This window comes from Neorhizobium sp. JUb45 (assembly GCF_004343585.1).
Lineage (GTDB): Bacteria > Pseudomonadota > Alphaproteobacteria > Rhizobiales > Rhizobiaceae > Neorhizobium.
Window position 1 is genome coordinate 366,553 of sequence record NZ_SLYW01000001.1, and the last position, 16,229, is coordinate 382,781.

11 protein-coding genes are annotated in these 16,229 nt (G+C 60.0%); all 11 read right to left on the reverse strand.

Features of this window, described 5'->3' with window-relative positions:
• Positions 1-46 precede the first annotated feature (46 nt).
• The gene (locus EDF70_RS01655) at positions 47-1,675 is read right to left on the reverse strand and encodes an alpha-D-glucose phosphate-specific phosphoglucomutase (protein ID WP_132271518.1); all 1,629 of its coding nucleotides are present in this window, start codon (positions 1,673-1,675) and stop codon (positions 47-49) included.
• A 2-nt stretch (positions 1,676-1,677) separates the two neighbouring features.
• Complete coding sequence (glgA, locus tag EDF70_RS01660; RefSeq protein ID WP_132272525.1) at positions 1,678-3,123, reverse strand: glycogen synthase GlgA; 1,446 nt, start codon at positions 3,121-3,123, stop codon at positions 1,678-1,680.
• A gap of 26 nt (positions 3,124-3,149) precedes the next feature.
• Complete coding sequence (glgC, locus tag EDF70_RS01665) at positions 3,150-4,412, reverse strand: glucose-1-phosphate adenylyltransferase (protein WP_112728652.1); 1,263 nt, start codon at positions 4,410-4,412, stop codon at positions 3,150-3,152.
• 94 nt (positions 4,413-4,506) lie between these two features.
• A complete protein-coding gene (gene glgB, locus EDF70_RS01670; protein ID WP_132271519.1) occupies positions 4,507-6,732 on the reverse strand; it encodes a 1,4-alpha-glucan branching protein GlgB in 2,226 nt (741 codons plus the stop codon).
• On the reverse strand, positions 6,729-9,194 hold the full coding sequence (locus tag EDF70_RS01675; protein ID WP_132271520.1) for a glycogen/starch/alpha-glucan phosphorylase: 2,466 nt from the start codon (positions 9,192-9,194) through the stop codon (positions 6,729-6,731). The genes glgB and EDF70_RS01675 overlap by 4 nt, the downstream gene beginning before the upstream one ends.
• Before the next feature lie 213 nt (positions 9,195-9,407).
• On the reverse strand, positions 9,408-10,664 hold the full coding sequence (locus EDF70_RS01680) for a TadE/TadG family type IV pilus assembly protein (protein ID WP_132271521.1): 1,257 nt from the start codon (positions 10,662-10,664) through the stop codon (positions 9,408-9,410).
• 180 nt (positions 10,665-10,844) lie between these two features.
• Entirely contained in the window at positions 10,845-12,023 is a 1,179-nt protein-coding gene (locus EDF70_RS01685) for a TadE/TadG family type IV pilus assembly protein (protein WP_132271522.1), read from the reverse strand.
• A 116-nt stretch (positions 12,024-12,139) separates the two neighbouring features.
• Positions 12,140-13,018 carry a transglutaminase family protein gene (locus EDF70_RS01690; protein ID WP_132271523.1) on the reverse strand — a complete coding sequence of 293 codons (879 nt, stop codon included), beginning with the start codon at positions 13,016-13,018 and terminating at the stop codon, positions 12,140-12,142.
• Positions 13,019-13,032: 14 nt separating this feature from the next.
• A complete protein-coding gene (locus EDF70_RS01695; RefSeq protein WP_132271524.1) occupies positions 13,033-13,287 on the reverse strand; it encodes a hypothetical protein in 255 nt (84 codons plus the stop codon).
• On the reverse strand, positions 13,284-13,718 hold the full coding sequence (locus EDF70_RS01700; RefSeq protein ID WP_245519062.1) for a PIN domain-containing protein: 435 nt from the start codon (positions 13,716-13,718) through the stop codon (positions 13,284-13,286). Before EDF70_RS01700 ends, EDF70_RS01695 begins: the two co-directional genes overlap by 4 nt.
• A gap of 87 nt (positions 13,719-13,805) precedes the next feature.
• Positions 13,806-16,220, reverse strand: a complete 2,415-nt coding sequence (locus tag EDF70_RS01705) for a circularly permuted type 2 ATP-grasp protein (protein WP_132271526.1) — start codon at positions 16,218-16,220, stop codon at positions 13,806-13,808.
• Positions 16,221-16,229: the final 9 nt, after the last annotated feature.

Sequence of the window (16,229 nt, forward strand, 5' to 3'; positions counted from 1 at the left end):
GGGGGCAGCGACATCCGTCGACCTTTCGTTTTCAGTAGCAAGAACCTCAGGTAATCACCGTCGGGGCATCACGGCCCGAACGCTTTTTCAGCTCGGAAATCTCGTCCGCTACCGCGATCAGGTCGGCCAAAGCCTCCTGCGTTTCGATGGCGTGACGGGATGCGTCCGGCTCGTAACGTTCGACGTAGAGGCGGATGGTGGCGCCCGAGGTGCCGGTGCCGGACAGACGGAAAACCACGCGGCTGCCGCCTTCGAACAGGACGCGCACGCCCTGGTTCTTGGACACCGAGCCATCGACCGGATCGTTATAGGCAAAGTCGTCGGCAGCGGCGACCTTCAGATTGCCGAATGCCTGGCCGGGAAGGGAGCTAAGCTTTTCGCGCAGGGCGGCAATCATGCCGTTGGCGGCGTCGCTGTCGACCTCTTCATAGTCGTGACGCGAATAGTAGTTGCGGCCGTATTCGGCCCAATGTTTGGTGACGATGTCGTAGGCGCTTTCCTTGCGCACGGCCAGAATGTTCAGCCAGAACAGCACGGCCCACAAACCATCCTTCTCACGCACGTGATCCGATCCGGTGCCAAAGCTTTCCTCGCCGCAGATGGTTGCCTTGCCGGCGTCGAGCAGGTTGCCGAAGAATTTCCAGCCGGTCGGCGTCTCATACATGCCGATGCCGAGTTTTTCCGCCACGCGGTCGGCGGCGGCGCTGGTCGGCATGGAGCGGGCGATGCCGGCAATGCCCTTGGCATAACCCGGTGCCAGCGTCGCGTTGGCGGCGATGATCGCAAGGCTGTCGGAGGGGGTGACGAACATGTTCTTGCCGACCACCATGTTGCGGTCGCCATCGCCATCGGAAGCGGCGCCGAAATCCGGGCCGGTCGGGCTCATGACGTCGTCATAAAGCTCCTTGGCGTGGACGAGGTTCGGGTCCGGGTGATGGCCGCCAAAATCCGGCAGCGGCGTGGAATTGCGCACCGAACCAGCCGGAGCGCCAAGACGCTTTTCGAGGATTTCCACGGCGTAAGGGCCGGTGACGGCGCCCATACTGTCGATCACGACCTTGAAGCCGCCGGCAATCAGCGCCTTGATCGCCGGGAAGTCGAACAGTTCTTCCATCAGGATGACGTAGTCGGTGACCGGATCGACCACTTCCACCGTCATACCCGCGAGATCGAAAGTGCCGATCTTGTCGAGATCGATATCGGCGACCTCGGCGATCTTGTAGGTATCGATGACCTGCGTGCGGGCAAAGATCGCGTCGGTGATCTTTTCAGGTGCCGGGCCGCCATTGCCGATATTGTACTTGATGCCAAAGTCTTCGGTCGGGCCGCCGGGATTGTGGCTGGCCGACAGAACGATGCCGCCGAACGCCTTGTATTTGCGGATGAGGTTGGAGGCGGCGGGGGTGGACAGAATGCCGCCCTGGCCGACCATGACCTTGCCGAAGCCGCTAGCTGCCGCCATTTTCAGCGCCTTCTGGATGACTTCGCGGTTGTAATACCGGCCGTCGCCGCCGATCACCAGCGTCTTGCCGTCAAACCCTTCGAGGCTGTCGAAGATCGCCTGGATGAAGTTTTCGGCGTAGTTCTCCTGCTGGAAAACCGGAACCTTTTTACGCAGGCCCGAGGTGCCTGGCTTCTGGTCCTTGTAGGGCGTGGTGGAGACGGTCTTGAACATGATCATCCTTTATTTGCAATGAGGCGGGCGTAGAGGTCGGCGTAAAGGCCGGCGCTCTTGTCCCAGGAGACATCCGATTTCATGCCCTGCTTCTGCATGGCCGACCAGATCTTGGGGCTCTGGTAGAGACCGACAGTGCGCCTGATGGCGCGGCGCAGGTTATCGGTGGTGACGGCGTTGAAGGACACGCCGGTGGCTGCTCCGGCCGATATTGCGGCCGGGTTGGCATCGATGACGGTATCGTTGAGACCGCCGGTGCGGCTGACCACCGGCACACAGCCGTAGCGCAGGCCGTAAAGCTGGGTCAGTCCGCAGGGTTCGAAACGGGATGGAATGAGAATGGCATCGGAGCCGGCCTGCATCAGGTGCGACAGCGGCTCGTCATAACCACGGTTGATGGCGATGCGGCCATGATGGCGGGTGGCTGCGGCAGAGAGTGCCTGTTCCAACGCCGGATCGCCGGAGCCGAGCACGGCGAGGCGGGCGCCCATGGCGACGATCTCGTCGGCAAGGTCGGCCAGCACATCCATGCCCTTCTGCATGGTCAGGCGCGAGATGACGCAGAACAACGGACCATCATCCTCGTCGAGGCCGAAGCGGGCTTCGACGGCGCGCTTGTTGGCGCTGCGGGCCTTCAGGGTCGAGGCGCTGTAATGGGTGGGCAGGTCTGCGTCGGCGCGCGGGTCCCAGACATCGGTATCGATGCCGTTGACGATGCCGGACAAGTGTTCGGAACGGGCGGCGAGCAGGCCTTCTAGGCCCATGCCGAATTCCGGCGTGAGGATCTCCTCGGCATAGGTCGGGCTGACGGTGTTGATCGCCCAGGCTGCCTGCAAGCCGGCTTTCAAGTAACCGACGCCGCCATAAAACTCGACGCCGTCGATATCATAGGCATGCGCCGGCAGGCCGATATGCGGCAGAATGCTGGCGTCGAAGCGGCCCTGAAATGCGATGTTGTGGATGGTGATCAGGCTCGGCAGTTCCGGGCCGTCACTGTAGCGCATATAGGCGGGAACCAGACCGGCCTGCCAGTCATGCACATGCACGAGATCCGGCTGCCAGCCGTCCATCTCGCCCGCCGCAATCCGCGCGGCGGCCAGCGACAGGGCGGCGAAGCGGCGCCAGTTGTCGGCATGGTCGGCGCCGGTCGCATCGGCGTAAGGGCCGCCGGGGCGGTCGAACAGTTCCGGCGCGTCGAGGATCAGAAGGTCGAGGCCGTCGATCCGGGTTTCGATGATATCGGCGGAGACGCCGAGCAGATCGTCGAAATGCAGGCTCAGCGTGGTGTCGCCCCGTAGCTTGGCCATCACGGCGGGATAACCGGGGATGAGCGTTCTGGTGGCGACGCGATAATGTTTCAGCGCAAGCGGAAGCGCACCGGCCACATCGGCAAGCCCGCCGGTTTTCACCAGCGGGTAGAGTTCGGATGCGACGGCCAGAACCTGCATTTTCGTCTTCAAAACCCCGTTTCGTCTCAGATGTCGAGCTTGTCGATCATCTTCTGGGTGATCAGGCAGATCCCGCCCTCGCTGCGCCGGAAACGCTTTGCGTCGATCTCGGGATCCTCGCCGACTACCAGTCCTTCCGGAATGGTTACACCGGCATCGATGACGACATTGCGAAGCTGGGCATGCCGTCCGATACGCACATTCGGCAGGATTACGGCACCGTCGAGGCGCGAATAGGAATTGGCGCGCACGCCTGTGAACAACAGGCTGCGGTTCAGCGACGAGCCGGAAATGATGCAATCGCCCGAAACGACCGAGGAGATTGCCGAGCCGCGGCGGTCTTCGTCGTCATGCACGAATTTCGCTGGCGGGGTGACTTCCTGATAGGTCCAGATCGGCCAGGACTTGTCGTAGATATCAAGCGTCGGCACGATGGCCGTCAGGTCGACATTCGCCTGCCAGTAGGCATCGATGGTGCCGACATCGCGCCAATAGGGCTCGCGCTCGAAATCGGAACGCACACAGCTGTCGGCAAATCGGTGGGCGACGGCTTTGCCATTGGCGACGATGTGAGGAATGATGTCCTTGCCGAAATCGCGGCTGGAATTCGGATCGGCGGCATCGCGTTTCAGCGCCTCGATCAGGAATTTGGTGTGAAAGACGTAGATGCCCATCGAGGCCAGCGCATGATCCGGATCGCCGGGAATGCTCGGCGGATCGGCGGGCTTTTCGACGAAATCGATGATCTCGTCCTTGGCGTTGACATGCATGACCCCGAAGGCCACGGCTTCCATGCGCGGCACTTCCAGGCAGCCGACGGTGACGTCGGCACCGGAATCGACGTGCTGCTGCAGCATCAACTCGTAGTCCATCTTATAGACGTGGTCGCCGGCAAGGATGACCATGTATTCGACGCCATGGTCCTGGATGATGTCGATGTTCTGGTAAACGGCGTCGGCCGTGCCTTCGTACCACTGAGTTTCGGAGACGCGCTGCGAGGCCGGCAGGATGTCGAAACTTTCGTTACGCTCGGGACGGAAAAAATCCCAGCCGCGCTGCATGTGGCGGATCAGCGAATGCGCCTTGTACTGGGTGGCGACGCCAATGCGGCGAATGCCGGAATTGAGCGCGTTGGACAGCGCGAAATCAATGATGCGGGTCTTGCCGCCGAAATAGACGGCTGGTTTCGCGCGCCGGTCGGTCAGTTCCTTCAGGCGGCTGCCGCGGCCGCCGGCCAGAACATAGGCCATGGCATCACGTGCGAGTGGTTGAACGCGTTTCGTGGTCATTTCATCCTCCCCAAATTTCGACTTCTTGTCCGCTAGACGTCTTTGTTCTGTCTTTGCCGCAAAACCGCTCCACACGATCTTGCGGCGGCAGCCGTTATTCCAGTTCCAGCATGATCGTCGCCAAGGGCGGCAGCGTCACTTCGGCAGAGATCGTGCCTCCCGCATCGACCGCCTGCACGCGTCCGCCATTGCCCTTGCCGCTGCCACCATAGATCTCGGCATCGGTATTGAGTATTTCGCGCCAGCGGCCGGCATTCGGCAAGGGAATTCGGTAGTTTTCGCGGTAAGCGGGCGTAAAATTGCAGATCACCGCCACCGGCTTCTCTCCCGGCGACATTCTCAGCCACGCATAAACCGAATTGTCGTCGTCATCGACGATCAGCCAGCGGAACCCTTCGCCCTCGCAATCGCGCGCATGCAGCGCCGGTTTCGAGCGGTAGCAGAAGTTCAGGTCGCGGATCAGCCGGCGCATGCCCTCGTGCATGTTGTACTGAAGCAGATTCCAGTCGAGTGCGCGCTCCTCGCTCCATTCGCTCCACTGGGCAAATTCCTGGCCCATGAACAGCAGCTTCTTGCCGGGATAACCCCACATCAGGCCGTAATAGGCGCGCAGATTGGCAAATTTCTGCCAGTCGTCGCCGGCCATCTTGGCAATCATCGAGCCCTTGCCGTGCACCACTTCGTCATGGCTGATCGGCAGCACGAAATTTTCGGAAAAAGCGTAGACGAGGCCAAAGGTCAGTTCGCTGTGGTGGAACTTTCGGTGCACCGGATCGCGGCCCATATAGGACAGCGTGTCGTGCATGAAACCCATGTTCCACTTGAAGCCGAAACCCAGCCCGCCTTCATGCACCGGCGCCGAAACTTTCGGCCAGGACGTGCTCTCTTCCGCGATGGTCATGACGCCGGGATGGGCGCCGTAGGAGAGAGAATTCATCTTCTGCAGAAAACGCACGGATTCGAGGTTTTCGCGGCCGCCATATTCGTTCGGCACCCATTCGCCGTGGCGGCGGGAATAGTCGAGATAGAGCATCGAGGCGACGGCATCGACGCGCAACCCGTCGAGGTGGAATTTTTCCGACCAGTAGAGCGCGTTGTTGATCAGATACGACAGAACCTCGACGCGGCCAAAATTGTAGATCGCGGTGTTCCAGTCGGGATGGTAGCCCTGACGCGGGTCGGCATGTTCGTAGAGTGCTGTACCGTCGAAATGGCGAAGGCCATGCGCATCGGTCGGAAAATGCGCCGGCACCCAGTCGAGAATGACGCCGATGCCGACCTTGTGGCAGCCGTTGACGAAACGGGCAAAACCTTCCGGTTCGCCGAAGCGGGCGGAGGGGGCGTAGAGACCGGTCGTCTGGTAACCCCATGACGGATCATAGGGATGTTCGGTGATCGGCAGGAATTCGATATGGGTAAAACCCATGTCGGTGACGTAAGGGATCAGCTGCGAGGCAAGCTCGTCCCAAGAGAGGAAGGAGCCATCGTCGCGGCGCTGCCATGAGCCGGCATGCACTTCGTAGATGGAAATCGGCTGACGGCGGTGGTCGGCCTTTTCCCAATGCTCGCGGTGGGCGGCGTCTTCCCATTTCTGCTCGAGTTCCGGCGTGGTGACGGAAGCCGTTTTCGGGCGCATTTCGGCGCGGCGGGCATAGGGATCCGCCTTCAGCGGCAGAAGCGTGCCATCGGCACCAACGATCTCGTATTTGTAGGCGGAACCGGTGCGTACGTCGGGCGCAAAGATTTCCCAGATGCCGGTATCCTGCCGCAAACGCATGACGTGGCGGCGGCCGTCCCAGTTGTTGAACTCGCCAACCACCGACACGCGCTGCGCATTCGGTGCCCAGACGGCAAAGTGAAACCCTTCGACGCCTTCATGTTTTAAAGGATGCGCGCCCATCCTGTCGAACAGGCGCAGATGCGAGCCTTCGCGCAGCAGATAATCGTCCATGGGGCCAAGAACAGGGCCAAAGGAATAGGGGTCGGTGACCGCCCATTCGACATCGCCGCGGGCGGCGCGGTAGCGCAGCGGCTGCTGGCTGGTGAGCGGCAGCATGCCTTCGAAATAACCGGCTTCGTGGCGCAGTTTCAGCTCGCCGAGATCCTTGCCGTCGAGGGTGAGCACGATGGCTTCCTCGGCGCCGGGAATGAAGCAGCGGGCGATAAATCCCTCGCCGATCTGGTGGACACCCAGAACGGCGAAGGGATTGGTGTGTTTGCCATTGATGATCGCCTCGATCTCGGAGAGAGGAATCTCACCGGGAGCGCGGGTCTCGTTGCGAGCGCCGGCTTCCCCGAGATCTTTGGGCGATTTGGTCATATGGCTCTCCAGATTTCCGTCGCATATTGACGGATGGTGCGGTCGGATGAGAACCAGCCCATCCGGGCCGTGTTGCGGATCGTCTTGGAATACCAGGACGTCTGATCGGTCCAGATCTGGTCGACATCGCGCTGTGCTTTTGCATAGGCGTCGAAATCGGCGGCAACCAGGAACCAGTCGTTGTTGTAGATACCGTCCATCAGGGCGGTGAAGCGGTTGCGGTCATCCGGCGAGAAGACACCGGACGAAATGGCGGCCAGCGCCTGCGACAGTTCGCGCGAACCCTCGATGACTTCGCGCGGATTGTATTCGCCGGCGCGCAGGTTGGTGACCTCTTCAGCCGTCATGCCGAAGATGACGATGTTTTCCGCACCGACATGTTCCTGCATTTCGACGTTTGCGCCATCAAGCGTGCCGATCGTCAACGCGCCGTTCAGCGCGAACTTCATGTTGCCCGTGCCAGACGCTTCCATGCCGGCCGTCGAGATCTGCTCGGACAGGTCGGCGGCCGGGACCATGGTCTCGGCCAGCGTGACGTTATAGTTGGGCACGAACACCACTTTCAGAAGACCGCGAACCGCGGGGTCGTTGTTGATGACCCGCGCCACGTCGTTGGCGAGTTTGATGATCAGTTTCGCATTATGGTAGCTGGGGGCTGCCTTGCCTGCGAAGAGCTTAACGCGCGGAACCCAATCCAGTTCCGGATGCGAGCGGATTTGATCATACAAAGCAACGGCTTCGACAATGTTCAAAAGCTGGCGCTTGTATTCATGGATGCGCTTGATCTGGATGTCGAACATCGACGACGGATCGAGACGGATGCCCATGCGGCTGCCGACCAGATTGGCGAGCGCCACCTTGTTGGCGCGCTTCACGGCCGCGAACTTTTCCTGGAATGCCTTGTCGTCGGCGAACTTGTCGAGTTCCACCAGCGCATCGGTATCATCCATGAACTTGTCGCCGATCGCTTCGCGGATCAGAGAGGTCAGGCCCGGGTTGCACTGCATCAGCCAGCGGCGCGGTGTGATGCCGTTGGTCTTGTTGTTGATGCGCTTCGGATAGAGAGTGTGCAGGTCGGCAAACACGGTTTCCTTCATCAGCTCGGTATGCAGCGCCGAGACGCCGTTGACCGAATGTGAACCGATGAAGGCAAGGTTGCCCATGCGCACGCGGCGATCGCCACTTTCGTCGATCAGCGAGATCGAACGGATCTGGCTCTCGCCAAAGTTCTTTTCCTTGCGGGCTTCCAGCAGGATCTTTGCGTTGATCGCATAGACCAGCTGCATGTGGCGCGGCAGCAGGCGTTCGAACAGCGGCACCGGCCAGCTTTCCAGCGCTTCGGGCAGCAGCGTGTGGTTGGTGTAGGAGAAGGTGTGGCGGGTGATTTCCCACGCTTCCTCGAACTCCATGCCATGCACGTCGCAAAGCAGGCGCATCAACTCGCCGATCGAGATCGCCGGATGGGTGTCGTTGAGCTGGATCGACACCTTTTCATGCAGGTTGGTGAAGTCCGGATATTGTTGCAGGTGACGACGCAAAATGTCCTGCAGCGAGGCCGACGAGAAGAAATATTCCTGACGCAGACGCAGTTCCTGACCGGCCGGGTTGGCATCGGCCGGGTAAAGAACGCGGGTCAGCGCTTCCGCCTTGTTGCTCTCGCGCAGCGCGCCGATATGGTCGCCGGCATTGAACGCATCGAGCAGGATGGGATCGATCGGCTGGGCCGACCACAGGCGCAGCGTGTTGACGCGTTTTCCCCGCCAGCCGACGACCGGCGTGTCATAGGCCATGGCGATGACACGTTCGGCCGGCTTCCAGACGTAGCGCGGGGCATCGTCATACCCGCCGACGGTCTCGACAGAGCCGCCAAAACCGATTTCATAGGAACTTTCGCGGCGCTCGAATTCCCACGGATTGCCGTGGGCAAGCCATGTTTCCGGCAGTTCCACCTGCCAGCCATCGGCCATCTGCTGGCGGAACAGGCCGTGGATATAACGGATGCCGTAGCCATAGGCCGGCACTTCCACCGTCGCCATGCTCTCCATGAAACAGGCAGCCAGACGGCCGAGACCACCGTTGCCAAGGGCGGCGTCCGGCTCGAGGCCGGCGATGACGTTGATATCGACACCGAGCGACGTCAGGGCATCGCGGATTTCCGACATCAGGTTGAGATTGGAAACGGCATCGCGCATCAGGCGGCCGATCAGGAATTCCAGCGATAGATAATAGACGCGCTTCTGGCCTGTCCGGTAGGCCTGACGCGTGCTTTCCATCCAGCGGTCGATGATGCGGTCGCGCACGACGAGAATGGTGGCGGTCAGCCAGTCATGCGGTTTTGCGACCTGGACATCCTTGCCGATGCGGTAGGTGAGACGTTCGATGATCTCCGCAGCCATGATCTCCGGGCGCGAGGAACGCGGAGCGGGATGAGGAAGGTCATTGGAAAAGACGGTAGTGCTCATTGTATCGCCAACTTTGCTGGAGGAGCGGATGGGAGGGTCGTCCGATTCAGTCGTCTGGCATGCTCTAAACCACAGTTTATGCATTCTTATGATGGACTGGCAATATCGGGGCGATGGTCTATTCGACAAGATCGGAAAAGGAAATTCGGCAGAAATAACAAAGCCCCCGCTGCGGGCAGCGAGGGCTGTGAATAATGCGGGCCGGATTGGCGATCAGTTGGTCAGGCGGGTCGTTGCCTTTGCCGCTTTTTCGGCGATTTCGCCGAAGGCGGTGACCAGATCGTTCATATCGTCCGGCTCGTAATAGTAGCTGCTATCGCTGGCGCAGTAATTCAGGAGCGACTTGCCGGTTGCCGGCGCCATGAAGGCAACAGTGAAAATCTGGATGCCGTCCTTCTTGGCGGCCGCGCATTTGGCGCGAACAGATTGATCGAGGCCGCTATTGAAGGCGGAGCTGTAGCCTGTCATTTCACCATCGGTCATCAATACGATATACCGCGAGAAGCTGTTGTTCCCTTTCTTGGCATGAGCTTCCTTTTCGGCCGAATTGCTGCTCTTGAGAGCATCGAAGGCAACCGTCATCGCGCCGTTGGCATCGGTACCGCCCTCTGGCAGGCTGGGTAGACTGGCGACGTATTTAGCGGCCTTCGCCGTGCCCCAGTCGAGCGCCGAAGCTGTCTGGGTTTCGTCCGTATAGGAAACCGCGCCGACGCGAACGAGGTTGGAATTCTTGTCGGCCGTGTTAAGCGCCGTGAACATCGTGGCGCCGGCTGTCTTCAACGCATCGATCTTGCGGACGTAGCAGGGGCTCTCTGCCTTGAGATAAGGATTTCCATACTTATCCTTTGTGTTTTTGTATCCCCAGTTCGATGCAGTATAATTGACGCAACTGGTGTTCTTGATGACCGTCGAGGTCTTGAACGACATCGAGCCCGAACGGTCGAGCGCCAGATACATGGAAATGCCGTTGGTCGATTCGGTGGCGCTGGATGCGGTGCTCGATGCGGCCAAAGTCATGCTTTTGCCTGCGACGAGGCTGGTCATCGCATTGAGCGGCATCTGGTAGTTTGACGATACCGTGACTGAATAACTCTTGCCGCGGCTGCCATTGGCCGTTTCGGTGATCGTGACCTTCATCGCAGCTATCTGCGCGGCAATCATGGCATCGATCTCGCCGTCGGTTTCCTTGCCGGTCTTCAGAAAATTGACGATCTGGCCGGCATAGATCTTTTCGGCACGCTCTTTTGCCTTGGCGCTGGTCATGTCCTCTTCTTCAGACAGGGCCCTTGCAGCGGCGAGCGACGCGGAATCCGCTATCGCCTGCAACTCGCCCTTGACCTGCATGGCCTGCGTGAGGTCGATCGCAATGCCGCCGGCACCAATCGCCAGCGGCGCGATAACTGCCGTCATAATTCCGAAATTACCGCCGCGATCCTTCAGGAAACGCGAAAGAGTGTGAGAGATCTTCATTGCCCCAGCCCAATCCATTGGAACCCATGGAGGCTGGTTTATCGGCGATGCGTAGACAGGGGCCTAAATTATTCCATCGAATTTTAGGCATGTGCAGAATCTCGGGAAAACCGCCCTCATTTAGGACAGTTTCCCAACCCTCTTTCAGGTAATTCCGGCTTTTCCTGGCTCGGCAAACGTTCATTGCGTCAGGCGCGTTATCCCTTTCGCTGCGGCTTCACCGATAGACTTGAAGGCCGCCGCGAGTTCGGCGGAGCTTTCGGCATTGAAGTAATGGGCAGATGTCGATGCACAATAATTCAGAAGCGTCTGGCCGGGTGGCGGAGCCATGAACGCCACCGAATACACGGTGATATTTTTGGCTTTGGCAAGGTTGCAGGCGGTCTTGGTCACGACGTCGGCATTGCCGACATTGTTTTCGCCGTCCGTCATCAGGACGATGAATTTGCTTGGGACCTGGCCATTCTTCTTATTATGGGCATCGTTTTCGGAGCCTTTGCCCGTGGCGGCAAGGGTCGCGTAAGCCAGCGCGGTCGCTTCGCCGGAATTGGTTGATCCGTCTGCCGGCAGATCCGCGGCATATTCGCCGACAGCAGCGGTACCCCATGACATGGGCTCGGGGTCCTGCATCTTTTCGTTATACGAAACCGCACCAAGGCGTGCATACATCTGGTTCGGATCTGCTTCGGCGATAACCTTAAGAAGACCTTTTACAGCCCCCTTTAACGCATCGATCTTCTTGACATATTCCTCTTTGGTGCATTTGCCGGCGTTGTTGGTCTTGATGCATTCCTTCGTATTGGTGTTGTATTTCATCGACCCGGACTGATCGAGGACGAGATACATGGAGAAGGCGTTCTGGCTTTCGGTCGCGCTTTGGGAGGCCGCCTTGGTGCCGAGCGTGATGGATGGCCCGGTGACGATCGCCGTCATCTGATTGACCGGCATCGTATAGCTCGAGGCGATGGAGACGTCGTAGATCTTACCCTTCGCGCCGTTTGCCTTGGTCACGATCGTTGTGGTTGTTGCGTCCTTGATGGCTTTGACCATAGCTGCGAGCTCTGTCTCGGTCTCCTTTCCACTCCTGCTGACCTGAACGATCTGGGTGGCGTAGAATGTGTTGGCGAGATCCTTGGCCTGCGCTTCGGTAAAGTCCTTTTTGTTGGATAGCGATGTCGCCGCAGCCAGCACTGCGGAGTCGGCTATTCCCTGCATTTCGGCCTTGACCTGCATGGCGCGCGTTACATCGATGGAAATGCCAGCGACGCCTACCAGTACGGGTATTATTGATGCGGTAATAATCCCAAAGTTGCCGCCGCGGTCACGGATAAGCTGCGCAAGATGCCTTGAAATGCCCATTGTGATCCCCGCTCACATTTATACCCCTATAGCGTGCATATCGCTTTGTGAGTGGAGAGAGGCTTAAGAAACTGCGCTGAATTTTATGTATTTCGAGAAATATGATACAAATTCGTTTATTTCAGCGGAACGACATCCACGGATTGCACCGTCTGGTGGGTTCCGTAGGTTTTCAGCACACCGATGACCGGGGCGATATCGGCGTAATCGCGGCCATAGGCGACGACGATGTGGTCGCTGCCGGCGGTGATGTCATTGGTGGGATCGAGTTCGACATAACCGGTCGTCTCGCCGCACCAGACGCGCACCCAGGCATGCATGGCATCGGCGCCTTCCAGCCGTTCCTTGCCCGGTGGCGGGATGGTGCGCAGGAAACCTGAAACGTAACCGGCCGGAATGCCGAGGCTGCGCAGCGCCACGATCATCACATGCGAAAAATCCTGACAGACGCCACTCTTCAGCTTGAAGGCTTCGCCCGGCGTGGTGTCCACCGTGGTCGCTTCGGGATCGTATTTGAAATCCTTGTGAATGCGGCGACACAGCGCCGCGGCGATCTCGCGCACCGTCTGGCCAGGTTTCAGACCTTCGCGGGCATAGGCCGCGATCTGCGGATCGTCGCGCAGCCGGGGGCTTGGTCCCGTCAGATGATGGGGTGATGTCGCATCCACCGACAGCACGCCGGCCAGCTCTTCGCGCAGCACCTCCAGCGTCGGCGAGAGGTCGGCGGTGATCGCCGGGGTTTCGACCGAGACGCGGGCATGCATGCGGATATCCAGCCGCTCATGCGGCGCGCGCAGAAACACCGAGGTTGCCTGCTGGCCGAAAAAATCGATGAACGTCGTCTTTTCCTCGGCATTCGGCGTCACCGTCACGGCACCGGCAATCAGCCGCTGGCGGTCGGGAAGCGAGAGCGGCAGAACGCGGATGACATGGCGCGCGCCGGAGGCCGGCACGTCATAAACATAACCCATGTGCAGGGAGAGATCGTAGAGCATGGCTGTATCTCTCCTTATGCAGTTCTCGCGTCGGCCGGTTCATCGGAGGGGTCGGGCACAACATTCGGAGTGCGATCCAGAATTGAAAGCGCCGCATCGACATTTCCGCGGGCCGCCCGTTCCTTAAGGCTCATGATCGCACGTCTGTGGCCGATACCGTCTGCGATGAAAGCTGAAAGCAGCTGGTTGAGCGACACGTTGTCTTCCGCCGCTGCGCGCTTGGCTTCCTCCATGACGTGATCTGCTATTCTGAGAGGATATGTAGTCATTTCGGCTGCCTCCTTGTCATCAATTCCGCCAGAAAATCCGCCGGCCTCACGACTGTCATCCCGAATGCACGAACGGCTGGATGGCGAAAATGTCTGTCATGCGTGACGATGAATGTCGCCTCGGCCGTCAGGGCGCATTCGATATAGATGTCGTCCTTCGGATCGCTCAGAAACGGCCTGAAACGAAACCATGGAGAAACGAGATAGGCCTGGCTGAAGAGTGCATCCAGCACCGTGTCAATCTCGTCCGGGCGGATCCACGGTTCATCGCCGAAAATACCTTCCCGTTTCAGCAAATCTTCGTATTCGAAGGCGACGGCTGGTGACACGGCAAAGGGAGCCTTGCCGACAAGCATTTCCCGCAAAAGCAGGTGTGACGCGCCTGCCGACGAGCGCATGGCCGAAAGCACAACATTCGCGTCCACAACCATCATGACCTTAATATGATATCGTATGTGATGTCACGTCAAGGTGCCAATGAACAGCGTTTGATGGCCTGAACGCCACCCGAAAAGACCTCAATGCAGATAGGTCTGGCCGAGAATGTCGGAGAGTTTTCCGAGATCCTGCTCCAGCCGTTCGTAGACCTCGCCGTCCATGGCTTCCGGCGTCATCACCGCAAGGCCCGAGTAGAGGCGGGTGGCCTCGCGCAGGAAGGGTGACATCTGGCCGTTGAGCTTGGCATTGGGCAGCTGTTCCACCTCGTTGCGGATCTCGTGCAGCTGGAAGAGGATCGAGCGCGGGTTGAGCTGGTCGAGGCCGAGCAGGTCGTTGATGGTAAGGCGGGCGGTCGCCACATTGTAGCGGCGGCGATGGGTCATGACGCTGTCGCCGATTTCCAGCAGCATGTCGAGCGCGCCATCGGGGGCTTCTGTGCCGGACATGTGGCCGAGCAGGCCGGACATGTGCAGGCCGCGCTCGAGATGGCGGCCGATCGACAGGAAACGCCAGCCGGTGAAACGATACATGTTTTCATGCACGAGACCGGCAAAACCGGCGAGCTTGCGCAGGAGAATGGTGGTGGCGTGGGCTGCGTCATCGCCGGGTTTCACCACTTCGTGGAAACGGCGTGCTGTTTTCGCAAGGTCGGTCAGGGCCAGCCAGCCATCCGGCGAAAACCGGTCGCGGATATTGCTGGCCGAATAGATGGCGCTGTCGAGATTGCGGATGAGGGTGGCCGGAATGGCTTCCTCGACCATGTCGATGTCCAGCCCCTTCATGTAACGGGTGACATCGGCCAGAAGCGGCGCATTCGGATCGGCGGATTCGGCGTAACGCACGTTCCAGGCGCGCAGGATGCGCAGCGCCCCTTCGGCGCGTTCGATGTAACGGCCAAGCCAGTAGAGATTGTCGGCAGCGCGGCTCGGCAGCGAGCCCGGCATGTTACGGGTAAAGCTTTCCTCCGGCGGCAGAAGTGTTGGTTTCGGCACCGGCTTGTCGGAGACGATCCAGACGTCGGCGGCCGAACCGCCCGACTGCATGGCGATGGCCGCCACGTCGTCACCGGAACCGATACGGGCAAAACCGCCCGGCATGATCTGCCAGCCCTTTTCGGTGCGGGCGGCGAAAATGCGCAGCGACATCGGCCGCGGCGTCAGCTTGCCGTCGACATAGACCGGGGTGGTCGACAGCGTGACGACCTCTTGGCCGACCAGCTTTGCACCGTCGCTTGCCAGCCATTCACCCAGCGAGCCTTGTGCGGTCTTGCGCAGGGCCGAACCGCGCACCGACTGGCCATTGTCCTCGAAAAACGGCATGCGCGAATAGGCAGGGCCGATCACCATGCGGTCGATGTTCTTGGCCACATGTTCGCGTTCGGATTTCTGGCCGCACCACCATGTGGCAACCGATGGCATCAGCGGTTCTTCGCCGAGCAGACGGCGGCAGATGGTGGGCATGAAGGCGAGCAGGGCGCGGGTTTCGAGAATGCCGGAGCCGAGCGCGTTGACCAGCGTCATCGAGCCGGAACGCAGTGCCTGCACCATGCCGGGCGTGCCGATATGCGAATTCTGGTCGAGTTCCAGCGGATCGGCGTAGGACGCGTCGAGACGGCGCCAGAGCACACCGATCGGTTTCAGGCCGGCCACGGTGCGCACCATGACGCGGTCGTTGACCACGGTCAAGTCTTCGCCTTCCAAGAGCATGAAGCCGAGATAACGGGCGATATAGGCGTGTTCGAAATAGGTCTCGTTGGCGGGACCGGGCGAGAGCACGGCGATGCGATCATCCGGGTTCTTACGGTGGCCCTGAAGCGCATCGCGGAAGGCGCCGAAGAAGGAGGCGAGGCGATGCACATGGCTTTCGGCATAGATGTCGGAAAAGGCGCGGGTGGTGGCGACGCGGTTTTCCAGCGCAAAACCGGCGCCCGAAGGGGCCTGCGTGCGGTCGGCCAGAACCCACCAGTTGCCATCCGGGCCACGGCCGATCTCGAAGGAACAGAAATGCAGGTAATGGCCGCCAACCGGTTTGACGCCGACCAGAGGCCGCAGGAATTCCGGGTTGTTGGCGATCAGCTGCGGCGGCAAAAAACCTTCCTGCACCAGCTTGTTGTCACCGTAGATATCGGCGATCACCGCTTCCAGCAGATCGGCGCGCTGCACGAGACCTTTGGAAATGCCTTCCCATTCGCGCTCGTCGATCATCACGGGCACATGGCTGATCGGCCAGTTGCGCTCGCCATTGTCCTTACCGTCATAGGTTCGGTAAAATACGCCGGCATCGCGCAGGTAACGGTCGGCGCGAGCGAAACGCTCGTGCAGCTCGCGCGCCGGCATGCGGTCGAGATGGGCGATCAGCTTGCGCCAGACCGGCCTAATCTGTCCGTCTTTATCCAGCATCTCGTCGGCGACGCCCGGAAGCGCCGCATAACCGAGGGCCGGTTCGTTTTCGATCGCATCTTCATTCACGCGTTCGGCTGCCGGTCCGGTGGACATAAGAGGTCG